23 protein-coding genes are annotated in these 23564 nt (G+C 55.8%); 5 read left to right on the top strand and 18 right to left on the bottom strand.

Going from position 1 to position 23564, the window contains the following annotated elements; genetic code table 11:
- Positions 1 to 510 precede the first annotated feature (510 nt).
- On the bottom strand, positions 511 to 1416 hold the full coding sequence (locus tag IAE48_RS18325; protein ID WP_200135205.1) for a LysR family transcriptional regulator: 906 nt from the start codon (positions 1414 to 1416) through the stop codon (positions 511 to 513).
- A gap of 135 nt (positions 1417 to 1551) precedes the next feature.
- Here IAE48_RS18325 and IAE48_RS18320 point away from each other — a divergent pair, with 135 nt between their 5' ends.
- Together IAE48_RS18320 and mutS are read left to right on the top strand one after the other, a co-directional pair.
- Positions 1552 to 2493 carry an amidohydrolase family protein gene (locus tag IAE48_RS18320; protein ID WP_200135204.1) on the top strand — a complete coding sequence of 314 codons (942 nt, stop codon included), beginning with the start codon at positions 1552 to 1554 and terminating at the stop codon, positions 2491 to 2493.
- A 438-nt stretch (positions 2494 to 2931) separates the two neighbouring features.
- On the top strand, positions 2932 to 5493 hold the full coding sequence (gene mutS / locus IAE48_RS18315) for a DNA mismatch repair protein MutS (protein ID WP_139965746.1): 2562 nt from the start codon (positions 2932 to 2934) through the stop codon (positions 5491 to 5493).
- Between the two features lie 25 nt (positions 5494 to 5518).
- Here the strand turns inward: mutS and IAE48_RS18310 are convergent, their stop codons facing one another.
- Complete coding sequence (locus tag IAE48_RS18310) at positions 5519 to 6424, bottom strand: LysR family transcriptional regulator (RefSeq protein ID WP_200135203.1); 906 nt, start codon at positions 6422 to 6424, stop codon at positions 5519 to 5521.
- 108 nt (positions 6425 to 6532) lie between these two features.
- Between IAE48_RS18310 and IAE48_RS18305 the strand changes: the two genes are divergently transcribed.
- Positions 6533 to 7741 (top strand): MFS transporter, encoded by a 1209-nt coding sequence (locus tag IAE48_RS18305; RefSeq protein ID WP_200135202.1) that lies wholly within the window; start codon positions 6533 to 6535, stop codon positions 7739 to 7741.
- The gene (locus tag IAE48_RS18300) at positions 7738 to 8118 is read left to right on the top strand and encodes a DUF4440 domain-containing protein (protein ID WP_200135201.1); all 381 of its coding nucleotides are present in this window, start codon (positions 7738 to 7740) and stop codon (positions 8116 to 8118) included. The genes IAE48_RS18305 and IAE48_RS18300 overlap by 4 nt, the downstream gene beginning before the upstream one ends.
- A 55-nt stretch (positions 8119 to 8173) precedes the next feature.
- Here IAE48_RS18300 and rpoS read toward each other — a convergent pair whose 3' ends face one another.
- The 13 genes from rpoS to cysG all read right to left on the bottom strand — a co-directional run bounded on the left by rpoS (position 8174) and on the right by cysG (position 19468).
- Positions 8174 to 9166 (bottom strand): RNA polymerase sigma factor RpoS, encoded by a 993-nt coding sequence (gene rpoS / locus IAE48_RS18295; protein WP_023481104.1) that lies wholly within the window; start codon positions 9164 to 9166, stop codon positions 8174 to 8176.
- Positions 9167 to 9292: 126 nt separating this feature from the next.
- Positions 9293 to 10381, bottom strand: coding sequence for a murein hydrolase activator NlpD (gene nlpD, locus IAE48_RS18290; RefSeq protein ID WP_232045220.1), 1089 nt, complete (start codon positions 10379 to 10381; stop codon positions 9293 to 9295).
- A 166-nt stretch (positions 10382 to 10547) separates the two neighbouring features.
- Entirely contained in the window at positions 10548 to 11174 is a 627-nt protein-coding gene (locus tag IAE48_RS18285; protein ID WP_023481101.1) for a protein-L-isoaspartate(D-aspartate) O-methyltransferase, read from the bottom strand.
- Positions 11168 to 11929, bottom strand: a complete 762-nt coding sequence (surE, locus tag IAE48_RS18280; RefSeq protein ID WP_023481097.1) for a 5'/3'-nucleotidase SurE — start codon at positions 11927 to 11929, stop codon at positions 11168 to 11170. The genes IAE48_RS18285 and surE overlap by 7 nt, the downstream gene beginning before the upstream one ends.
- Complete coding sequence (gene truD / locus IAE48_RS18275) at positions 11910 to 12959, bottom strand: tRNA pseudouridine(13) synthase TruD (RefSeq protein WP_200135200.1); 1050 nt, start codon at positions 12957 to 12959, stop codon at positions 11910 to 11912. Before truD ends, surE begins: the two co-directional genes overlap by 20 nt.
- Positions 12956 to 13435, bottom strand: coding sequence for a 2-C-methyl-D-erythritol 2,4-cyclodiphosphate synthase (ispF, locus tag IAE48_RS18270; RefSeq protein WP_042713710.1), 480 nt, complete (start codon positions 13433 to 13435; stop codon positions 12956 to 12958). Before ispF ends, truD begins: the two co-directional genes overlap by 4 nt.
- Positions 13435 to 14145, bottom strand: a complete 711-nt coding sequence (gene ispD, locus IAE48_RS18265) for a 2-C-methyl-D-erythritol 4-phosphate cytidylyltransferase (protein WP_042713711.1) — start codon at positions 14143 to 14145, stop codon at positions 13435 to 13437. Before ispD ends, ispF begins: the two co-directional genes overlap by 1 nt.
- A gap of 18 nt (positions 14146 to 14163) precedes the next feature.
- Entirely contained in the window at positions 14164 to 14502 is a 339-nt protein-coding gene (ftsB, locus tag IAE48_RS18260; RefSeq protein WP_023481120.1) for a cell division protein FtsB, read from the bottom strand.
- Between the two features lie 163 nt (positions 14503 to 14665).
- Positions 14666 to 14992 carry a DUF3561 family protein gene (locus tag IAE48_RS18255; RefSeq protein ID WP_200135199.1) on the bottom strand — a complete coding sequence of 109 codons (327 nt, stop codon included), beginning with the start codon at positions 14990 to 14992 and terminating at the stop codon, positions 14666 to 14668.
- Between the two features lie 109 nt (positions 14993 to 15101).
- Complete coding sequence (cysC, locus tag IAE48_RS18250; RefSeq protein WP_200135198.1) at positions 15102 to 15707, bottom strand: adenylyl-sulfate kinase; 606 nt, start codon at positions 15705 to 15707, stop codon at positions 15102 to 15104.
- Positions 15707 to 17134: a sulfate adenylyltransferase subunit CysN gene (gene cysN / locus IAE48_RS18245; protein WP_200135197.1), complete on the bottom strand. Its 1428-nt coding sequence runs from the start codon at positions 17132 to 17134 to the stop codon at positions 15707 to 15709. The genes cysC and cysN overlap by 1 nt, the downstream gene beginning before the upstream one ends.
- A gap of 9 nt (positions 17135 to 17143) precedes the next feature.
- Entirely contained in the window at positions 17144 to 18052 is a 909-nt protein-coding gene (cysD, locus tag IAE48_RS18240; RefSeq protein WP_023481127.1) for a sulfate adenylyltransferase subunit CysD, read from the bottom strand.
- A 9-nt stretch (positions 18053 to 18061) separates the two neighbouring features.
- The gene (cysG, locus tag IAE48_RS18235) at positions 18062 to 19468 is read right to left on the bottom strand and encodes a siroheme synthase CysG (protein ID WP_200135220.1); all 1407 of its coding nucleotides are present in this window, start codon (positions 19466 to 19468) and stop codon (positions 18062 to 18064) included.
- Positions 19469 to 19713: 245 nt separating this feature from the next.
- Between cysG and IAE48_RS18230 the strand changes: the two genes are divergently transcribed.
- The gene (locus tag IAE48_RS18230) at positions 19714 to 20751 is read left to right on the top strand and encodes an aminopeptidase (protein ID WP_200135196.1); all 1038 of its coding nucleotides are present in this window, start codon (positions 19714 to 19716) and stop codon (positions 20749 to 20751) included.
- 76 nt (positions 20752 to 20827) lie between these two features.
- Here the strand turns inward: IAE48_RS18230 and rlmM are convergent, their stop codons facing one another.
- The 3 genes from rlmM to gcvA are packed head-to-tail and all read right to left on the bottom strand — an operon-like array spanning position 20828 to position 23271.
- Complete coding sequence (gene rlmM, locus IAE48_RS18225) at positions 20828 to 21928, bottom strand: 23S rRNA (cytidine(2498)-2'-O)-methyltransferase RlmM (RefSeq protein WP_023481082.1); 1101 nt, start codon at positions 21926 to 21928, stop codon at positions 20828 to 20830.
- Complete coding sequence (locus IAE48_RS18220) at positions 21921 to 22316, bottom strand: DUF423 domain-containing protein (RefSeq protein WP_023481135.1); 396 nt, start codon at positions 22314 to 22316, stop codon at positions 21921 to 21923. The genes rlmM and IAE48_RS18220 overlap by 8 nt, the downstream gene beginning before the upstream one ends.
- A 40-nt stretch (positions 22317 to 22356) precedes the next feature.
- Complete coding sequence (gene gcvA, locus IAE48_RS18215) at positions 22357 to 23271, bottom strand: glycine cleavage system transcriptional regulator GcvA (protein WP_023481079.1); 915 nt, start codon at positions 23269 to 23271, stop codon at positions 22357 to 22359.
- Positions 23272 to 23564 lie beyond the last annotated feature (293 nt).

The raw sequence follows: 23564 nt of genomic DNA, 5'->3' as shown, positions 1-23564 counted from the left end.
TTGATCGTTAAAAACTGTCTAAACGTGACATTCAATAGGCATGAGCTATGGATAATTTAATATTGAAACGCTATTTCTAACTATAAATCTGCTTCTTCATTTTTTTTAACGTTAATAGTCGGTGTCAGTTAAAAATGGTGACGGAGAGAAGACTTTCGTTTGTAAAAAATTCGTAAGTTACTGAAAATAAAGAGTCAAAATCACATAATAAACACAATGTAAAGCGTTAACTTATTTTTTACCGACCCGAAAGGATAAAATCGTAAATAATTTATTACGCATTTCATATTTTATAACTAAATTTTTTATAGAATGTCACAATAGAAAACGACCTTAATCAGCCGTTAATCAATAAACTATTTCATAACGATCATTAATATTGAACCGCATCACGCAGAATGGCACAACTAAAAATGAGAGGGCGCAGAATAACGCGGTCTTATTCCCTACTTCCCTTACTTCTTAAAAATCAGGATGGCAAAACAGAAACTTTAATAGCTTTTACATAATCTATGCATTTTCATTAACAAAAGAAATATCCATATCTGATGCGACCCGTAAAAGTGAATTCACCACGGGGTTGGATTCATTTTTTCTATAAAACAGCTCCATTGTCATTCGGTCCGGAAAATCAAGTATTTCACGGTATGTCATCCCGGCCATTTTGATATTGACTAATGTACATGGCAATAATGCAAGACCATATCCTGCAGCGGTTAACGTCAAAGTGGCTATTGTATTTTTAGCCTGGTGTGATATTACAGGAACCGTCCCCAGTAATCGTTGCAAAATACTAATTTGTACACTATCGTTTCTTTCGTCGCTATATACGACAAATGACTGATCTTTTAGCTGCTCACGTGAAATATATTTATTCGCTGCCAGAGGATGGTCTTTTCTCATCCCTACTACCCAGTGCCATGACATAAGTTTGTGTGCAAGCAAATGTTCAGACAAGTTATTATTAAAATCTGTCGCGAATGATACATCCAGTTCTTCATTCAGAATGGCTTCACAAATTTCCCATGGTGACATTTCTTCTAAATAAACTTCCACATCAGGATAATGTAAGCGGTATTGAAAGAGATAATGCGACAACATGCCGCTAAGTGCTGCGTTACCAACGTAGCCAATACGGATCACGCCGATCAATCCTTTCCCTGCCCTCTGAGCCAGTTCTACGGCAGAGTCAGCCTGCCTTAGCGTTTTTATGGCTTCATGGTAAAACAACTCACCAGCTTTGGTTAAAGAGAGCCGCCGGCTGTTCCTGATTAATAAAGTGGTACCAATAAGTTCTTCAAGCGCCTGTATTTGTTTGGTTAATGCCGGTTGCACAATATGCAATCTCTCAGCCGCTTTACCAAAGTGTTTCTCTTCGACAAGCGCAACGTAATAGCGTAAGTGACGGAGTTCCATGCCTTTTCACCAGATACCAAACGATTATTTAAAGTTATTGTTCCATGATATCAATCTATTTGAGTGATTAAAATGTCACTCTTAATATATTTCAATACGCAGTCCATTTCCCTCCTGACGTAAAAGGTAAATAGTATGACCTATTCAAATCGTATTGATGTTCATCAGCACGTGGTCCCTCCTTTCTGGGCCGATGAACTGGCTAAACATGGCGGAGATCCATCCGGATGGAAAAGCCCAGCCTGGACACCAGAGCTTGCTATTAATTTTATGGACGATAATCAGATCGCTACAGGTATTCTCTCTCTTACTGCCCCCAGTATTACTGGGTGGCACGGTAAGAGCATGATTGATATGGCCAGAAAGGTTAATGAATATACTGCCGATCTGGTGCAGAAAATGGCTGGGCGTTTTGGTAATTTTATAACCTTACCATTGCCAGATATTGATGCTTCGCTGTCTGAAATTAATTATGCCTATGAGCATTTAGATGCTGATGGTGTAGTGCTGATGACTAACTATCAGGGAATATATTTAGGAGACGAGCGTTTCAGTTCTGTATGGGATGAATTAAATCGTCGTTCTGCTGTTGTGTTTATCCACCCGGCCAAACCACCGATGGCATCAATACCTGGTATTCCCGGCCCGGTAATTGATTATCCGATGGACACCACCCGGACAGCGATACATATGGTTGTAGAAGGTGTAATGAAGCGTTGTCAAAATATCAACGTGATCCTTTCTCATGCAGGAGGATTTTTGCCTTACGCTTCATATCGATTTGCTGAGTTATTACCCGGACTGCACCCGATGCTTAGCAAAAATGAGATGCTCGGGGAGATGAAAAAGTTTTACTTCGACACTGCGTTGTCCAGTAGTCACGTCGCTTTGAAAAGTCTGCTGGCCTTTGCAGAGCCGGGACATATCCTTTACGGTAGCGACTTTCCTTATGCGCCTGCGTCCGTCAGTAATTCATTCGCCCATCAACTGGATAATTATGAAAGCTATGCGGGGAATCAGTTAAGAGAAATTAATTATCTCAACGGGCTTAAACTTTTCCCCCGTTTAATGAAATAAATAGCTCACTGGCGCAAAATCCAGCGACGGGGAGACAATGGTGTGGTTACGGCTTTTTAATAATCGCAACGCTTCGTTTGCTGCCTGCCAACAGACTAATCCAGGCGGCCAATTTTGACCTGAGGGAGCCTCTCCCTCAGAGGGCTATGTAAAGGTAGAAAAAAGAGTTTACCCCGGCAGCGTTACAGGAGGGATGTAAACCACGATTTTCGCCGTTATCAGCTCTACATTGATCATCTGGCTTTATCATTCCTGTCGCTTTCAATAACCGCTTCGCGCACGCTTGTTTTCCTGCCCCACAGAGTCCGTTATCATGCTCGCTACGCCTTCATGAACCGCGATGCAATTTCATGAGTTCCGGTGAGGAAAGTGATAAGCGATGAGAACAACAAACATCACTGACTCATTATTTTTCAAGAAGATGGACATCACTAACTGATGAGTACGACAGACAACCTCGACGCGCACACTCCAATGATGCAGCAGTACCTGAAGCTGAAAGCGCAGCATCCGGACATTCTGCTTTTCTATCGTATGGGCGACTTCTATGAGCTCTTTTATGACGATGCGAAACGCGCGTCGCAGCTGATGGATATCTCTCTGACCAAACGCGGAGCCTCTGCCGGGGAGCCGATCCCGATGGCGGGCGTGCCGCATCATGCGGTGGAGAACTACCTGGCAAAACTGGTCAGCCTCGGCGAATCGGTGGCGATTTGCGAGCAGATTGGCGATCCGGCCACCAGCAAAGGGCCGGTGGAGCGCAAGGTCGTACGCATCGTCACGCCGGGCACCATCAGCGATGAAGCACTGCTGCAGGAGCGCCAGGATAACCTGCTCGCCGCCATCTGGCAGGATAGCAAAGGGTTTGGTTATGCAACGCTGGATATTAGCTCCGGGCGTTTTCGCCTCAGCGAACCCGCCGACCGTGAAACCATGGCTGCTGAACTGCAACGTACTAACCCTGCTGAGCTGCTCTATGCGGAAGATTTTGCGGAAACCGCGCTGATTGAAGGCCGCCGCGGGTTACGCCGCCGCCCGCTGTGGGAGTTCGAAATCGACACCGCCCGCCAGCAGCTCAATATGCAGTTTGGCACCCGTGATTTGATTGGCTTCGGCGTTGAGAACGCCGCGCGCGGCCTGTGCGCCGCCGGTTGCCTGTTGCAGTATGTCAAAGATACGCAACGTACCGCCCTGCCCCATATCCGTTCTATTACTATGGAGCGTCAACAGGACACCATTATTATGGATGCCGCGACGCGCCGTAATCTGGAGATCACTCAGAACCTTGCTGGCGGGATTGAAAGCACGCTGGCCTCGGTGCTCGACCGCACCGTCACACCGATGGGCAGCCGCATGCTGAAACGCTGGCTGCACATGCCGGTGCGCGATACGAAAGTGCTTACCGAGCGTCAGCAAACCATCAGCGCATTACAGGATCGCGCCGCCGAGCTGCAACCGGTGTTGCGCCAGGTGGGCGATCTGGAGCGTATTCTGGCACGTCTGGCGCTGCGTACCGCCCGCCCGCGTGACCTGGCGCGTATGCGCTACGCCTTTCAGCAACTGCCGGAGCTGCGCACGCAGCTGGCTGACGTCGACTGCGCGCCGGTACAGGCGCTGCGTGAGAAAATGGGCGAGTTCAGCGAACTGCGTGAACTGCTCGAGCGCGCCATTATTGAAGCCCCACCGGTGCTGGTGCGCGACGGCGGCGTCATTGCCCCTGGCTACCATGCTGAGCTGGATGAGTGGCGCAGCCTCGCCGATGGCGCGACGGATTATCTCGACCGGCTGGAGATCCGCGAGCGCGAGCGTCTTGGCCTCGATACCCTGAAAGTGGGCTATAACGCGGTGCACGGCTACTTTATTCAGATCAGCCGTGGGCAGAGCCACCTGGCACCGATCCACTATGTGCGCCGCCAGACGCTGAAAAACGCCGAGCGCTACATCATTCCTGAACTGAAAGAGTATGAAGACAAAGTCCTCACCTCGAAGGGGAAAGCGCTGGCGCTGGAAAAGCAGCTTTATGAAGAGCTGTTCGATCTGCTGATGCCGCACCTCGGCGACCTGCAACAGAGCGCCGCCGCGCTGGCAGAGCTGGATGTGCTGATCAACCTTGCTGAACGCGCCGACACCCTGAACTACTGTTGCCCGACCTTCAGTGACAAACCGGGCATCCGCATCAGCGAAGGACGTCACCCGGTGGTGGAGCAGGTGCTGAAAGAGCCGTTTATCGCTAACCCGCTGAACCTCTCGCCGCAGCGCCGGATGCTGATTATCACCGGCCCGAATATGGGCGGTAAAAGTACCTATATGCGCCAGACTGCGCTGATTACCCTGCTGGCCTACATCGGCAGCTATGTCCCGGCGCAAAAAGTCGAGATTGGCCCGATTGACCGCATCTTCACCCGCGTCGGCGCGGCGGACGATCTGGCAAGCGGGCGGTCGACCTTTATGGTTGAGATGACCGAAACCGCCAACATCCTGCATAACGCCACCGAGAACAGCCTGGTGCTGATGGATGAGATAGGCCGCGGGACGTCAACCTATGACGGCTTGTCGCTGGCGTGGGCCTGTGCGGAGAATCTGGCGAATAAGATCAAAGCGTTGACGCTGTTTGCCACCCACTACTTTGAGCTGACGCAGCTGCCAGAGAAGATGGAGGGCGTGGCGAATGTGCACCTCGACGCGATTGAGCATGGCGATACCATCGCCTTTATGCACAGCGTGCAGGATGGCGCGGCGAGCAAGAGCTACGGCCTTGCGGTCGCGGCGCTGGCGGGCGTGCCGAAAGAGGTGATCAAGCGCGCGCGCGGCAAACTGCGGGAGCTGGAGAGCCTTTCGCCGAGTGCAGCGGGCACACAGATTGATGGCACGCAGATGTCGCTGCTTGCTCCGGCGGAAGAGACCAACCCGGCGGTGGAAGCGCTGGAGAATCTCGATCCGGACAGCCTGACACCGCGTCAGGCGCTGGAGTGGATCTACCGTTTAAAAAACCTCGTCTAAAAAACGCTGCCGGATGGCGCTAATGTCATCCGGCAACCTCCTCCTGCGCCACCCACTGGCGCAAAAAATCGACCAGCGCGCGCACTTTGGCAGAGAGATGCTGCGTATCGGCATACACCGCGTAAACGCCCTGCGGCGCAAACCTCCACTCCGGCAACAGATGCACCAGCCGCCCTTCAGCCAGCGCGCTTTGCACCAGCCACGCTGGCAGCAGCGCCACGCCACAGCCGGCAAGGGCAAACGACATCAGCGCCTGCGCGCTGTCAGCGAAGATACGCGCGGGCTGCTTTATCTCCAGCGTTTCCCCGTTCCCTGCCGTGTCATTGACCTGCCAGCGCAGCGGGGAAGCAAGCCGCTCATGAATAATCCACGGCGCGTGCGCCAGGGCGTGCAGCGTCGTAATCGGGTGCTGGCTAAGCCACTGCGGCGCGGCGACAGGAAGAATATCGAAGCGTGAAATCAGTGCCGCGTGATAGCGGGAGTCTGCCAGTGTGCCGAGGCGAATAGCGACATCGAAACGCTCACTAATCAGATCCGCGTGATGGGACGAGGAGACGTGGCGAATGCGCAGCATCGGGTGACGCTCGCTGAAAGCGGCCAGCGCCGGGATCACCACCTGCGCGCCATACTCCGGCGTGGTGGTAATGCGCAACTCGCCGCTCAGGCCAATATGGTTTGCCTGCACCTCATCCTGCAAATTTTCGGCGTCCCGTAACAGCGCCACGCCGCGCTGATAAAACAGGCTCCCCGCCTCAGTGAGCGTTAAGCGGCGGGTGGAGCGTAGCAGCAGCGCCACGCCCAGCGAATCCTCAAGCTGGCGGATATTAAAACTGATTACCGCCTTGGTCTGCCCGAGCGTGGCGGCCGCGGCGGTAAAGCTGCCGGTGTCGACGACGGCGATAAACATGGCGACGCGTTGCAAATTGAGCATCGCTTCTCTCGTGATTGTCAAAACAGGTTTGACAGTATATCGCCACCCGCGCCGTTTATCCCCTTTCGGCCAGCGGCTACAGTAGCGCTCCGCACAGAAGGAGGAAAAATGAGGTATCGCAACAAAGTCGCGGTGGTCTATCTGCTGGGCTTTTTTCTCGACTTGATCAATATGTTTATCGCCAGTGTCGCCTTTCCGGCGATGGCAGAGAGCCTGCAGGCGTCGGTCTCCGCGCTGGCGTGGGTAAGCAATGGCTATATCGCCGGGTTGACGGTGGCGATCCTCTTCAGCGCCCTGCTGACGCGCTTTATCGGCGCACGGCGGCTCTTTATGCTGTCGCTGTTACTCTTCAGCGCGGCGGGGCTGGCGGCGGGTTTTGCTGGCTCACTGGGCAGCCTGATTACCTGGCGCGTAGTGCAGGGGTTAGGCGGCGGGTTGCTGATCCCGGTCGGGCAAGCCCTTGCCTGGCAGCAGTTCAAACCTCATGAGCGGGCAAAGATCTCCTCTGCCGTGATGCTGGTGGCCTTGCTCGCCCCCGCCTGTTCACCTGCTGTCGGTGGGCTGCTGGTGGAACTGCTCGGCTGGCGCTGGATCTTCTTCGTCACGCTACCGCTGGCACTGCTGACGCTGCTGCTGGCCGGGTGCTGGCTGAAAGAGGAGGCAAAGCCCGCCGTTTCGCGTCGGCTGCTCGATCTCTCTTTGCTGAAGAATTCACTGCTGCGCTTCGCGATGCTTATCTACCTCTGCGTGCCGGGGATGTTTATTGGCGTCAGCGTGGTGGGGATGTTCTATTTGCAGCGCATGATGGGGCTCACGCCTGCGGTGACCGGCGCGTTAATGGTGCCGTGGTCCCTGGCTTCCGCACTGGCGATCTCCGTGACCGGCCGCTATTTCAATCGCCTCGGCCCGCGCCCGCTGGTGATGATCGGCGCTCTGCTGCAGGCCGTGGGCATTATGATGCTGCTGTTTGTTACCCCGTCGACACCGCTGGCGATGCTTATTGCAAGCTTTGCACTGATGGGCGCGGGCGGAAGCCTGTGCAGCAGCACCGCGCAGAGCTGCGCTTTTCTCACCATCGATAATCAGGCGATGCCGGATGCCAGCGCGCTGTGGAATCTTAACCGTCAGCTGAGCTTTTTTATCGGTGCCACGCTGCTGGCGTTTGTTCTCGGCCTGCTGCAGCACGCACTACCGATTCTTATCGCCTATCGCGGGACATTTATCCTCGCTGCCATAATTACGCTTTTCCCGCTTTTAGGCGCGCTGCGCCTTGATAACCAATACACCCTGCAACAGCTAAAACAGGAGCAACCATGAAGGTTTATACGACGGAGATTATCGATGCCCACATCGCCATTGAATCGTGGCTGGGCCGTGGCGAAGGCGACGGCGCGGCGCTGATGGCGCGCTTTAGTGACGCGTTCACCATGATTACCCCAGGCGGAGCGACGCTTGATAAGCCAGCGCTGGTCAACTTTTTCCAGGCACAGCGCGCGGCGCGCACGGGGCTTAGTATTCGTGTGGATGATGTCGAATTGCTGGCAGAGTGGGAAAGTGGCGCGGTGCTGCGCTACCGTGAAACACAGCAATTGCCGGAACAGCTGGCGCATCAGCGCTGGTCAACGGTGGTGTTTGAGAAAGATGCCGGGAAGCTTATGTGGCGGCATCTGCATGAAACGGCGCTTGCCGGGTAGCAGAAAAGAAAAAAGGCCAGTCTTTACGACCGGCCTTTTTGACGAGAAAGGGTGTTTATTCGCGGAACAGCGCTTCGATATTCAGCCCTTGCGTTTGCAGGATTTCGCGCAAACGACGCAGACCTTCAACCTGAATCTGGCGAACACGTTCACGAGTGAGACCAATTTCACGGCCTACATCTTCGAGTGTCGCAGCCTCATAACCCAGCAGACCGAAACGACGTGCCAGCACTTCACGCTGTTTGGCGTTCAGTTCGAACAGCCATTTGACGATGCTCTGTTTCATATCATCGTCTTGCGTGGTGTCTTCCGGGCCGTTGTCTTTTTCATCGGCCAGGATGTCCAGTAGCGCTTTTTCAGAATCACCGCCCAGCGGCGTATCAACTGAAGTAATGCGCTCGTTGAGACGCAGCATACGGCTGACATCATCAACAGGTTTATCTAACTGTTCAGCAATCTCTTCTGCGCTCGGTTCGTGGTCCAGTTTATGGGACAACTCACGCGCGGTACGCAGATAGACGTTCAGCTCTTTGACGATGTGAATCGGCAGACGAATGGTGCGGGTTTGGTTCATGATAGCCCGCTCGATGGTCTGACGAATCCACCAGGTCGCGTAAGTTGAGAAACGGAACCCACGTTCAGGGTCAAATTTTTCAACGGCGCGGATCAGCCCCAGGTTGCCCTCTTCAATCAGATCCAGCAGAGCCAGACCACGATTGCTGTATCGACGGGCAATCTTCACCACCAGACGCAGGTTACTCTCGATCATGCGACGGCGGGAGGCTACATCACCTCGTAGTGCACGGCGTGCAAAATAAACTTCTTCTTCGGCCGTCAAGAGCGGGGAGTACCCAATTTCCCCAAGATAAAGCTGAGTCGCGTCTAAAACACGCTGTGTTGCACCCTGCGATAACAGCTCTTCTTCAGCCAGGTCATTATCACTGGGTTCCTCTTCTACCAAGACTTTTTCGTCAAAAGCCTCTGTTCCGTTCTCATCAAATTCCGCGTCTTCATTTAAATCATGAACTTTCAGCGTATTCTGACTCATAAAGTGGCTCCTACCCGTGATCCCTGGGCAAAACACCTGACGCATTCTCATTTACCTCCGTTGCAGCGGCATCTGCGCTCACTGCAACGGAATAAGTGAGAATGACCTCACCTGCTTTGCACCGATTTATCGCTGCGGCAAATAACGCAGCGGGTTTACGGATTTCCCCTTGTAACGAATTTCAAAATGCAAGCGTGTAGAGCTGGTTCCGGTGCTACCCATAGTCGCTATTTTTTGCCCCGCCTTCACTTCTTGTTGTTCCCGGACCAGCATTGTGTCGTTATGGGCGTAGGCGCTCAGGTAATCATCGTTGTGTTTTATGATGATAAGATTACCGTAACCGCGCAGTGCGTTACCGGCATATACTACGCGTCCATCTGCGGTCGCGATGATAGCCTGTCCTTTACTGCCTGCGATATCGACACCCTTGTTACCACCCTCGGTGGCAGAGAAGTTATCGATAACATTGCCTTCAGTTGGCCAGCGCCAGGTTGAAATCGGCGAGCTGGTTGTTGTACTGCTGACAGTCGGTTCGGTTGTTGTACTAACGGAAGGTGCCGTAACAGGCGCTGTGACAGGTGTCGCAGGCTTGTTGTTCGGCAACATTTTATTAGCACTTTGTTCACCTGAAGTCTCAGAATACGTAATTGTCGGTTTCGAAGCAACCACCGCGGTTGAATTTTGCGCAGTTTTTGAGACTATTCCTTGTTCCGATGCATCAGCCTGCGTTATTGCATTTCCACCTGTGATAGGTGTACCAGATGCATTCCCTACCTGCAACGTCTGGCCGACGTTCAAACCATACGGCGCAGCCACGTTGTTGCGCTGTGCAAGGTCACGGAAATCGTTGCCGGTGATCCAGGCAATATAGAAGAGGGTATCGCCCCGTTTTACGGTATAGGTGCTGCCGCCAGTGTAGCTCCCTTTCGGGATATTGCCGTATTTGCGGTTATAGACAATGTGACCATCTACCGTCTGTACCGGCTGTGCCTGGACAGGTTGAGACTGCATTGGCTGCACCGGCTGTACGGGTTGAACAGGCTGTACCGGTTGGACTTGCTGCATTTGCGGCTGCTGTGCGTTAGTGCTCATGGCAGGCGGCGGCGTAATGAGCATGCCTGAGTTGTCGCTGCCGCTGGCGCTTCCGCCTACGGAACTGACCGGTGCCGGAGTATTGTTGGAATTTGAACACCCTGCCAGCCAAAGCGAAACCAGTGACAATGCCGCGACACGGCGTACGGTGAATTTCGGGCTTCCCGCGCTCATTTTTCCCCCAATATTATGTAAATTACCAATGACTTAAAGATAACCGCGAAGGTCGACGGCAAATTTGCCCACAATACGCTGTTATGGCCCGAAATACCCAGGATAAATCTGTAACTCAGGCCAACTCACCGCGTACCAGCGGAACAAAGCGCACGGCTTCAACGGTATCGATAATAAATTCGCTTCCCCGCCGACGAACCCGCTTCAACTGCTGGAGTTCGTCGCCCACGGGCAAAACGAGAATGCCGCCATCATCCAGCTGCGACATCAGCGCGGCGGGAATTTCAGGCGGAGCGGCTGTCACAATAATAGCGTCAAATGGCGCGCGTGCTTGCCATCCTTGCCAGCCATCACCGTGACGCGTGGAGACATTGTGCAGATCGAGCTGCTTGAGGCGGCGGCGCGCCTGCCACTGCAGCCCTTTAATCCGCTCAACGGAGCAGACATGGTGCACCAGATGCGCGAGGATCGCCGTCTGGTAACCGGAACCGGTGCCAATCTCCAGCACGCGCGAATCGGGCGTCAGCTCAAGCAGCTCCGTCATGCGCGCAACCATATAGGGTTGGGAGATGGTTTGCCCCTGACCAATGGGCAGCGCGACGTTTTCCCACGCTTTGTGTTCAAACGCCTCGTCGATAAATTTCTCGCGCGGCACCCGCGACAGCGCCTCAAGCACCTGTTCATCTTTGATGCCCTGCGCGCGTAGCTGATTGAGAAGATCCTGGATGCGTTTGCTTACCATTGCGTATTCACCCCGGCGCGATCCAACCAACCTGATACCACCTCTTGTGCACTGTAGGCGGTCAAATCCACGTGCAGCGGCGTAACGGAAACATAACCCTCATCAACGGCGGCGAAATCGGTATCGGGACCGGCATCGCACTTCTCCCCCGGCGGGCCAATCCAGTAGAGGGTATTGCCGCGCGGATCCTGCTGCGGGATCACCTGGTCAGCGGGATGGCGGCTGCCGCAGCGCGTCACGCGAATGCCTTTGATCTCACTCAGCGGCAGATCCGGGACGTTGATATTCAAAATCCGCCCGGTGCGCAGCGGCTCGCGGCTCAGCCCACGCAGGATGGCGCAGGTGACCGCAGCGGCGGTTTCATAGTGGGTGTGACCATTAAGAGAGACGGCGAGCGCCGGAAAGCCGAGGTGGCGGCCCTCCATCGCGGCGGCAACGGTACCGGAGTAGATAACATCATCGCCGAGGTTTGGCCCGGCGTTGATGCCTGAAACCACCACATCCGGGCGCGGGCGCATTAATGCATTCACGCCGAGAAAGACGCAGTCCGTCGGCGTGCCCATCTGCACGGCGATGTCGCCGTTATCGAAGGTAAAAGTACGAAGCGAAGATTCGAGCGTCAGCGAATTAGACGCACCGCTGCGGTTACGATCGGGAGCCACGACCTGAACGTCGGCAAACTCCCTAAGAGCACGGGCCAGCGTCTGGATACCCGGCGCGTGGATCCCGTCATCGTTACTCAGCAATATTCGCATAATCACCCGATGTGTTGATAAGTTCCCTGACCACACTGGTGGCAAAACTCCCCGCCGGTAGCCAGAAACGTACCTCGACGGTGGCGTCATCCCACCAGTTCCAGCTGAGCGCCTGCGGATAGAGCAACATCGCACGGCGCGCAGCGTCCACTTTTTCTCTCACCAGCAGCGTCTGTAACTCTGGCGCATCAGCAACTGCCCGCTGCTCAAACTCCAGCGCCGCGTCCTGTGTTCCCCACTCGCCGCGACCCGGCAGCGGCGCGGTAATCATCAGTGCTTTCGCATCGACACGCGGCTGTAACTCGTCGCGCTCCTCAGTGGTCGCCACGAACCAGCTGCCGCGACCCGCTAATTGTAGCGCATCGCCGACAACAACTTGATTGAAGTCCGGTCTCTTCAGCCGCTCGCTGACCACCTGATTAAACAACGCACTGCGCGCGGCGGACAACCAAAAACTGCGTTTGTTACGATCGCGAACCGGCGCATCGCTTTGCGCCCAGCGCAGCGCGCCTTGCAGGTTGCTACCGCCAATGCCAAAACGCTGTGCGCCAAAATAGTTGGGTACGCCCTGTTCTGCGATAGCCTTTAAGCGTGATTCAACCTCTGCGCGGTCACTCACTTCCCGCAGCACCAGCGTAAAGGCGTTGCCTTTCAGCGCGCCGAGACGCAGTTTGCGTTTATGGCGGGCATACTCCAGCACTTTGCAGCCTTCGAGCGTGAACTGGCTGAGATCCGGCATACCATTACCCGGTACGCGGGCACAAAGCCACTGTTCCGTTACGGCATGCTTATCTTTTTGACCGGCGAAGCTCACTTCACGCACATGAATTTTAAGGAATTTCGCTAAAGCGTCAGCAACAAAACGCGTATTGCAGCCATTTTTCAGAATTCGTACCAGAATATGCTCACCTTCGCCGTCTGGCTCGAAGCCCAGATCCTCTACCACGACGAAATCCTCTGGGCTGGCCTTCAGGATGCCATTGCCGCCAGGCTTACCGTGCAGGAAGGTGAGATTATCAAATTCCGTCATTTCGCCGCCTTCACTAACAGCGCCACCGCTTCACAGGCAATGCCTTCGCCGCGCCCGGTGAAACCGAGCTTCTCTGTAGTGGTGGCTTTGACGTTAACGTCATCCATATGGCAACCGAGATCTTCGGCGATAAAGACGCGCATCTGCGGAATATGCGGCAACATTTTCGGTGCCTGCGCAATGATGGTCACATCCACGTTGCCAAGCGTGTAGCCTTTGGCCTGAATGCGTCGCCACGCTTCACGCAGCAGCTCGCGGCTGTCCGCGCCTTTAAAAGCCGGGTCGGTATCCGGGAAGAGCTTACCAATATCCCCCAGCGCCGCCGCGCCGAGCAGCGCATCGGTTAACGCATGCAGGGCGACATCGCCGTCGGAGTGCGCCAGCAGCCCCTGTTCATAGGGAATGCGCACGCCGCCAATAATAATCGGGCCAGCGCCGCCAAAGGCGTGTACGTCAAAACCGTGTCCAATGCGCATTATGCTTTCTCCTGAAGGTCTGCATGGGTCAGATAAAATTCTGCGAGTCGTAAATCTTCGGGTCGGGTCACTTTAATATTATCCGCACGCCCGGCGACCAGCTCGGGATGATAGCCGCAATACTCCAGCGCCGAGGCTTCATCGGTGATGGTAGCGCCTTCATCTAACGCGCGGGTTAAGCAGTCGTGGAGTAACGCCAGCGGGAAAAACTGCGGCGTCAGGGCGTGCCATAAATCATTGCGCTCAACGGTGTGAGCGATAGCGGTTTTGCCCGGCTCGGCGCGTTTCATGGTGTCACGCACCGGCGCGGCGAGGATCCCCCCTACCCGGCTGGTCTCACGCAGGGCGAGCAGCCGGTTGAGATCGTCCTGGTGCAGGCAGGGGCGTGCGGCGTCATGCACCAGCACCCACTGCGCACCGGCAGCGGCTTTCAGGCCTGCCAGCACCGAGTCGGCACGTTCTGCGCCGCCGTTTACCACCGTAATCTGCGGATGATTGGCCAGAGGAAGCTGCGCGAAGCGTTCATCGCCCGCGCTGACAGCAATAATCACCCGGCTGACGCACGGGTGGGCGAGCAGCGCGGCGACCGCGTGCTCAAGGATGGTTTTATCGCCGATGGAGAGATACTGCTTTGGACATTCCGTTTGCATGCGGCGGCCGAATCCGGCGGCCGGCACCACGGCACAGACGTCCGGAATGAGTGTTGCCATTCGTTAACCCGGGACTGTTTATGGTCTAGTTTGCGTATTCTGCGTGTTTTGTGTGTTCTGCGCTGAGCCCGCCGCGCGCTTTGATGCGTCCGGTACCAGACGATAGAAGGTTTCGCCCGGTTTCGTCATGGTCAGCTCATTACGAGCACGCTCCTCGATCGCTTCCTGGCCGCCATTGAGATCGTCAATTTCGGCAAACAGCTGATCGTTGCGCGCTTTTAGTTTTGCGTTTGTCGCCTGCTGAGCCGCCACATCTTCGCTGACGCGGCCGTAGTCATGCAGACCATTTTTGCCGAACCACAGCGAGTATTGCAGCCAGACCAGCAAAGCCAGCAAAAGCAGCGTTAATTTACCCATCCTGCCCCCTGAAAAACGGCATCATCATCCCATAACTTTTCGTCAGACTCCACTTCGGGGCCGGGTGATACCGCGCAAGCGCCAGACTTTATCATAAATGTTGAGCAATCCGAACCCGGACACATTGCCTTAACAGGCGTTACACCTTGAAGTATGGCGCGCCTTAGCCCACCAGCCAGAGGAAAAGGAGGCCAAACATCGCCGCCACGCTGAGCAGCGTCGCCACACAGCTGTAACGCAGCCTACCGTCGAGCAGCGAGTGCAGGGCAATTCCCACCACCACCGAGACCGGCATCAGGGCGAGAAAAAAGGGCCAGGTATAGAGAAGAAAAAAGAGCGTGTTGGAGCCGTATAAAAGAACAGGGATTGCCAGCGCCAGCAGCCATGCGACAAAACCCACGATGGCACCCGGAAGCGACCATGTGGGTTCGTCGGCGGTCGGGGGAAGAGACGATGACCGCGGGAGGGTAATGTTATGACTGTTACGCATATCTGATCCTGTTGCCTGCACGACCGGTAAACGCGATACACACCTGTTCAGACGGCGCGAAAAGCAAACTCGCTAAAGCCTGAAGTGTGGGTGTATCGCCAGTACCGTCTCAGGATCTGATAATATCTTCCTGCCGCAGCAGGTCTAATAATTGACTGACCAAATTTGTTACCAATTGTTCGCCATCGAGGTGCACTTCCGCCGCTTCTGGCGCTTCGTATATCGAATCAATGCCAGTGAAATTACGCAGCTCACCGGCGCGCGCTTTCTTGTATAACCCTTTCGGATCGCGCGCTTCGCAAATCGCCAGTGGCGTATCGACAAACACCTCAATAAAGCGCCCCTCGCCGAGGCGTTCACGCACCATCTGCCGCTCGGCGCGATGGGGCGAGATAAAGGCGGTCAATACCACCAGCCCCGATTCAACCATCAGCTTCGCCACTTCGCCGACTCGGCGAATGTTCTCTTTACGATCCGCGTCGCTAAAGCCTAAATCGCTGCACAGCCCGTGGCGCACGTTATCGCCATCAAGCAGATAGGTGCTGACGCCCGCGCGGTGCAGCGCCTCTTCCAGCGCCCCCGCCACGGTCGATTTACCGGAGCCGGAAAGCCCGGTAAACCAGAGCACAACCCCACGGTGACCGTGGAGCTGTTCGCGTTGCTGCGGCGTTACCGGATGGGCATGCCAGACGACGTTTTCGTCATGCTGCGCCATTATTTGCCTCCCAGCAGATCGCGCGCGCCCCAGTGCGGGAAGTGTTTACGCACCAGCTGGTTCAGCTCCAGCTCAAAGGCGCTGAACTCCGACGGCACAACCTGCGCATCGATGTGCACTTCACGCACCATGCCTGCGCCAACGGTGACGTTGCTCAGGCGATCGATAAAGATCATTCCGCCAGTCACCGGGTTCTGCTGATAAGGATCGAGGGTCAGCGGCTCATCAAAGGTGACGTCAACCAGCCCGATACCGTTCAGCGGCAGGCTTTCCACTTCGCGCTGGGTCAGGTTGTTGATATCCACCTGGTACTGCACGGCGTCGATGCGCGCGCGGGTTTTCTTGCCTGCTACTTTGACCTCAAAACTCTGGCCCGCCTGCAACGGCTGCTCTGCCATCCACACCACATCCAGCGAGGCGCGCTGCACCGACGGCAGTGTTTCCTGCGCATCGAGGATCAGATCGCCGCGGCTGATATCAATCTCATCTTTCAGCACGAGGGTAATCGCTTCGCCCGCGCCCGCTTCCTGCAGATCGCCATCAAAGGTGACGATACGTGCGATGGTTGACTCCACGCCCGACGGCAGCACTTTGATGCGCTGCCCGACCTTGACCACGCCGGAGGCCAGCGTGCCGGAGAAACCGCGGAAATCGAGGTTCGGACGGTTAACATACTGCACCGGGAAGCGCATCGGCTGGCTCTCTACCACGCGTTTGATTTCAACGGTTTCGAGCATCTCCAGCAGCGTCGGGCCGCTGTACCACGCCATCTTGTCGCTCTGGCTGGCAACGTTGTCGCCCTCCAGCGCCGAGAGCGGCACAAAGCGGATATCGAGATCGCCCGGCAACTGTTCGGCAAACGTGAGGTAATCCTGGCGAATAGAATCGAAAGTGGCTTCGCTAAACTCCACCAGATCCATCTTGTTCACCGCCACCACCAGGTGTTTGATGCCAAGCAGCGTGGAGATAAAGCTGTGGCGGCGGGTCTGATCCAGCACGCCTTTACGCGCATCGATCAGCAGGATCGCCAGATCGCAGGTAGAGGCACCGGTCGCCATATTGCGGGTGTACTGCTCATGCCCCGGCGTGTCGGCAATAATAAATTTGCGCTTCTCGGTGGAGAAGTAACGATACGCCACGTCAATGGTAATGCCCTGCTCGCGCTCGGCCTGCAGGCCATCCACCAGCAGCGCAAGATCGAGTTTCTCGCCCTGGGTGCCGTGGCGTTTGCTGTCATTGTGCAGCGTTGAGAGCTGATCTTCGTAGATCTGGCGAGTGTCATGCAGCAGACGGCCGATCAGCGTGCTCTTGCCGTCATCGACGCTGCCGCAGGTAAGAAAACGCAGCAGGCTTTTGTGTTGCTGGGCATGCAGGTACGCTTCGACGCCGCCTTCATCCGCAATTTGTTGTGCAATAGTGGTGTTCATGGCGGCTCCTTAGAAATAACCCTGGCGTTTTTTCAGCTCCATCGAGCCGGCCTGATCGCGGTCGATCACGCGCCCCTGACGCTCGCTGGTGGTTGAGATCAGCATCTCTTCGATGATCTCCGGCAGCGTCTGCGCGTGGGACTCCACCGCGCCGGTCAGCGGCCAGCAGCCAAGGGTACGGAAACGCACCATGCGTTTTTCAATCACTTCGCCCGGCTGCAGATCGATACGGTCATCGTCGATCATCATCAGCATGCCGTCGCGCTCCAGTACCGGTCGCTCGGCGGCCAGATAGAGCGGCACGATCTCAATATTTTCCAGGAAGATGTACTGCCAGATATCCAGTTCGGTCCAGTTGGAGAGCGGGAACACGCGGATGCTTTCGCCTTTATTGATCTGGCCGTTGTAGTTATGCCACAGCTCCGGACGCTGGTTTTTCGGGTCCCAGCGGTGAAAACGGTCGCGGAAGGAGTAGATACGCTCTTTGGCGCGCGACTTCTCTTCGTCACGGCGCGCGCCGCCAAATGCGGCATCAAAACCATATTTGTTCAGCGCCTGCTTCAGCCCTTCGGTTTTCATAATGTCGGTGTGTTTCGCGCTGCCGTGCACGAACGGGTTAATACCCATCGCCACCCCTTCCGGGTTTTTATGCACCAGCAGCTCGCAGCCGTAGGCTTTGGCGGTACGGTCGCGGAATTCATACATTTCGCGGAATTTCCAGCCGGTATCGACATGCAGCAGTGGAAACGGCAGCGTGCCCGGATAGAAGGCTTTACGCGCCAGGTGCAGCATCACGCTGGAGTCTTTGCCGATGGAGTACATCATCACCGGATTGGCAAACTCGGCGGCCACTTCGCGAATGATATGGATGCTTTCCGCCTCCAGTTGTCGCAGGTGAGTGAGTCGTTTTTCGTCCATATCCCTTCCTTAAGCCAGATTAATCACGGCAGCGTCAAACGCCGCCGTGGCTGTCGTTTGCTGGAACCAGGCCAGTTCGCGATGAAGCGCAACCACTTCACCCACCACTAACAGGGCGGGCATCGGCGCGCCTGTAGCCAGTTCCTCAAGTTGTTCTAATGTGCCGGTAGTAATCTGTTGATCGGCACGCGTGCCGCGGGAGATCACCGCCACCGGCGTGGTGCGCTCACGGCCGTGGGCAATCAGCTGTGCGCTGATCTCGGCCGCTTTCATGGTGCCCATATAGATCGCCAATGTCTGGCGGCTTTGCGCCAGCTGCGACCAGTCGAACGGCGCGCTGTCGGCTTTGTAGTGGCCGGTCACGAAGGTGACGCTCTGGGCGAAATCCCGGTGCGTCAGCGGAATACCGGCATACGCCGTCGCGCCCGATGCCGCAGTGACGCCCGGCACCACCTGGAACGGAATGCCCGCTTCAGCCGCCGCCTGTAGCTCTTCGCCACCGCGACCGAAGATAAAGGGATCGCCGCCTTTCAGGCGCACCACGGTTTTCCCCTCCTGCGCCGCTTCTACAAGCATGCGATTGGTTTCGTGCTGCGGCACAGCATGCACGCCCGCCCGCTTACCAACGCAGATCTTCTCTGCGTCGCGGCGGGTTAACTCCAGCACCGCATCGCTCACCAGATGGTCGTAAAAGACCACATCGGCCTGCTGGATCACCTGCAAACCGCGCAGGGTGAGCAAGCCCGCATCGCCCGGCCCGGCACCGACGAGGATAATCTCGCCGCTGGCCGATCCCGGCTGTTGTAACTCCGCTTCCAGCGCCCGCTCTGCCGCAGGCTCATCGCCTGCCGCCATCAGGCTGGCGAAACGCCCGCGAAAGGCGCTTTCCCAGAAGCGACGGCGATCGTCCGTGGTGCGGCGAAACGCTTTGATGCGCGTGCGCCAGCGCCCGGCCACCGCCGCCATCCGCCCGAGATTACCCGGCAGTAGCGCCTCAATCTTTTCACGCAGCAGCCGCGCCAGCACCGGGGCGTTACCGCCGGAGGAGATGGCGACGATCAGCGGCGAACGGTCAACAATAGAGGGGAAAATAAAGGAGCAGAGCGGCTGATCGTCCACCACGTTAACCAGCCGATGACGCGCGTTGGCGGCGTCAAATACCCGGCGATTAAGCGCAGAATCGTTAGTTGCGGCGATCACCAGAAACACCGCATCAAGCTGCGACTCATCAAATTCCGTGGCGATCCAGTGAATGGCCTGCTCATCGGCAAGCTGTTGCAGTTGCGGATCGAGTCGTCTGGCCACTATCTGTACGTGCGCGCCCGCACGGCGCAAAAAGGTGATTTTGCGCGCGGCTATTTCACCGCCGCCAATCACCAAAACAGGGCGGTCTTTTACAGCAGCAAACAGAGGCAGGTAATCCACAACGTTGTAACTCACTCACAGCCAGCAATAGGGGGACTATAGGGGGCGCGTTAGAACGAATGAAATTACGAATTGGAATGAGTAGTTCCGCAAAAGAATAAAGACCTGGGAAAGCTCATACCAAAAAGTGCTTAAGGTGAGATTTTTCGCATGGTTAACGACAAATGAAATTGTGCAAACTCCGTCACAGTTTCATACTAAGCCCGTTTAAAATTTTGCTGCATAAAGGACTCACTATGTTTTCCGCATTGCGCCTCCGTACCGCTGCCCTGGCGCTCGGCGTATGCTTTATCCTTCCGGTTGCTGCCCGCTCTTCCCAACCCGGTGACATGGCAAATGAACAGGCGCGGCATATCGCCAGCCTCTTTCCCGGCCGCATGACCGGCACGCCGGCCGAAATGCTCAGCGCGGACTATCTCCAGCAGCAGTTTTCCCAGATGGGTTATCAGAGCGATATCCGTAAGTTCAAAACCCGCTACCGCTACAGCACCAAAGATAATCAGCAGAGCTGGCAGAATGTGACCGGCAGTTCGGTGATCGCCGCCCATGAAGGGCGCGTGCCGCAGCAGATTATCGTAATGGCGCATCTTGATACCTACGCGCCGCAAAGCGATGCCGATGTTGATAATAACCTCGGCGGTTTAACGTTGCAGGGGATTGATGACAATGCTGCCGCGCTTGGCGTGATGCTTGAACTGGCGCAGGCGCTGAAAACGACGCCGACGGAGTACACCGTGCGCTTTGTCGCCACCAGCGGCGAAGAGGAGGGCCAGCTTGGCGCAGAGAGCTTTCTCGATCGCATGAGCGAGAAAGAGCGCAAAAACACCCTGCTGGTGATTAACCTCAATAACCTGATCGTTGGCGACAAACTCTATTTTACCAGCGGCAAAAATACCCCGGCCTCGGTGCGCAAACTGACGCGCGACCGTGCGCTGGCGATTGCCCGCTCGCACGGCATTCAGGCGTTAAGCGCCCCGGCGGGCGCGGAGAAGCGCAGCCCCTGCTGCCATGACGCGCAGGTGTTTGATAACGCGATGATCCCGGTGCTGTCGGTGGAAGCCGCCAACTGGTCTCTGGGGAATAAAGATGGCACCCAGCAGCGGGCAAAATCGAAGGCGTTTCCGGATGGCGTGAGCTATCACCGCGCGCGGCTTGATAACCAGCTCTATATCGATAAGGCGCTGCCGGGGCGAATTGAACACCGCAGCCGCGACGTGATGCGGATTATGCTGCCGCTGGTTAAAGAGCTAGCCAGGGCGGGAAATAAAAAATAAGCCTGCAGGTTTTAATTGCAGGCTATCTGAACAGGAGCAGTGCGCGAGGGTTTGAGCACCGCTCCGTTTAGAAGGATTAACGCTCGTCCCTGCGCCCACCCACTGCCGCCCACATTCTGCGAATATGAACCGTCACCTCTTCACGATCGTGATAGAGCTGACGCGCCTGGATCTGCGCGGCGATGCCGTGCTCATCCAGCTGCTGCTGGATATAGGCGAGATTGTTGGAGACCTCTTCATAGCGCTTCTTCATCGGCAGCTTGAGGTTAAAGATGGTTTCACGACACCACCCTTCTGTTAACCACTGCGCCATCAGCGCCGCTACTTTGGCCGGTTTTTCAACCATATCGCACACCATCCAGGAGATGTTGCTGCGCGTCGGACGATAGCGGAAACCATCTTCGCGCAGCCAGGTCACCTGGCCGGTATCCATCAGGCTCTGCGCCATCGGGCCGTTATCCACGGACGAGACCCACATGTTGCGCTTCACCAGTTGGTAGGTCCAGCCGCCAGGGCAGGCACCAAGGTCGACGGCATACATGCCGTTCGCCAGACGTTCGTCCCACTCATCGGCAGGAATAAAGACGTGAAACGCCTCCTCCAGCTTCAGCGTCGAGCGGCTCGGCGCATCGGACGGGAACTTCAGGCGCGGAATGCCCATATAGAAAGGTGAGTTGTTATAAGAGTAGGAGTAGCCGGTGTAGCAGCAGCCTGGGGCAATAAAGAAGATATGCACCACCGGGCGGGTTGCCGAGTCGCTGCGCGCGAGGATGCCCGCTTCACGCAGCGCACCGCGCAGCGGGACGGTGAACTTACGGCAGAACTTCATCAGCTCTTTGCTTTCGTTGGTGTCGGCCACTTCAACGCGCAGATCGCCGCCCTTCTCCACTACGCCCTGTAACATGCCAACGATCGGCGTAATGCGATCGTCCGGCGGCAGGTCACGCAGCAGTTCCCCGACGACAAACATCTGGCGGGCAAAAATCAGCGAGCTGAACGGCAGTTCGCGCGCCAGTTTGTCGGCATCTTCTTGCTGATAGCACTCAAAAATGACATAGCCCGCGTTCTCTTTGACGCGGGCGAAACCGAACACGTTCTGGCGTCCGGCTTTATCGGTAATTTCGGCTGCACACTCTTTCTCAAAACCCGGGCGGCACAGCAATACCACTTTATTCATGAACAACGCCCCTACGTTTCAGACGAATTGCGCCAATTAACATTAATGCCCAGCCGATTAAGAAGCAGACGCCGCCGACCGGGGTAACAAACGCCCACAGGCGTAAATGGGAGAGCGCGAGGCAGTAAAGGCTACCGCTGAACAGCACGGTGCCGAGCGCCAGGAACACGCTGCTCCAGTAAAACCAGATGCTGATGCGGCGCTGCATCGCCACCGCAAGACCGAACACCGCTAAGGTGTGGAACGCCTGATACTCAAGGCCGGTCTGGATCCAGCTCATCTCGGTGACGCCGAGTGACTTGCTTAACACGTGCGCGCCGAATGCGCCCAACGCGACAAAGATAAAACCGCTTATTGCGGCGAAAATCAGCATAAAACGGCTGGTCATGTTACTTCCCCAAGAGTCATACGCGCCCTGCGCGCGCGAATTATTGTTCGTAGCGGAAACGGAATTTCTCCTGCTCGCTTGCCGCTTTGGCCAGGATCCACTGACGAAAGGCCGCTATTTTACCCAGTTCTGCCTGGCTGTCATGACAAACCAGATAAAAAGCATTTTTACTCACCAGCACATCGTTAAACGGGCAGACCAGACGACCCGCTTCGATCTCCGATTGCGCCATCACGTTGTTCGCCAGCGCCACGCCCTGGCCATGGATCGCCGCCTGCAGCACCATCGAGCTGTGGCTGAAGATCGGCCCCTGCTGAACATTGAGGTTAACGCCCAACTGACGGGTATAAGTTTGCCAGTCGCGGCGCGAAGCATCATGCAACAGGGTGTGGCGCGCCAGATCGTCCGGCGTCTTTAACGCCTTCTCGCCGGTCAGCAGCAGCGGCGAGCAGACCGGGAGCAGATATTCGGCATAGAGTTTTTCCACGCGCAGGCCCGGCCAGTTGCCGCGACCGTAGAAGATCGCCACGTCAACATCGTCAGCGAGCTTGTCCTCTTCGCGGTCGACCGCCTGGATGCGCACGTCGATTCCCGGATAAGCTGAGTTAAAGCTGGAGAGTCTCGGCACCAGCCACTGAATGGCGAAACTGGGCAGCAAGCTGACGGTCAGCGCGCCCTTTGCGCTACGCGCCTGCAATTTGCGGGTGGCTTCATTGAGCTGGGAAAATATCTCTTTGATATCCTGAAAATAACTCTGCCCCTCCTCCGTTAACAGCAGCGAACGGTTGCGGCGGCGAAAGAGTTTCAGGCCGAGAAAATCCTCGAGAGACTTGATTTGGTGGCTTACTGCGGCCTGCGTCACAAATAGCTCATCGGCCGCGCGGGTGAAACTTAAATGGCGGGCAGCGGCATCAAAAACACGTAATGCATTAAGAGGTGGTAATCGCTTGGACATGGTTTATCAGGCTTAGATGTAAACTGAATTTAACAAACAGGAAACAGTAGTTAACCTATTAGTTTTTTTTATCTGAGCCATTATAAATTGTCCGTTGAGGTTGCACCAGCAAATACCTATAGTGGCGCCACTTCCTGAAGCCGGAACGAAAAGTGTTTTGGAATTGAGATTCTGAAGGGCTTTTGGCTTACGGTTGTGATGTTGTGTTGTTGTGTTTGCAATTTGGTCTGCATTTCAGACCCCGGTAGCGACGCTACCCCTTTTTCACTTCCTGTACATTTACCCTGTCTGTC

Source organism: Kosakonia sp. S57 (assembly GCF_016516575.1).
Lineage (GTDB): Bacteria > Pseudomonadota > Gammaproteobacteria > Enterobacterales > Enterobacteriaceae > Kosakonia > Kosakonia cowanii.
This window is presented reverse-complemented; position numbering and strand designations above follow the sequence as displayed.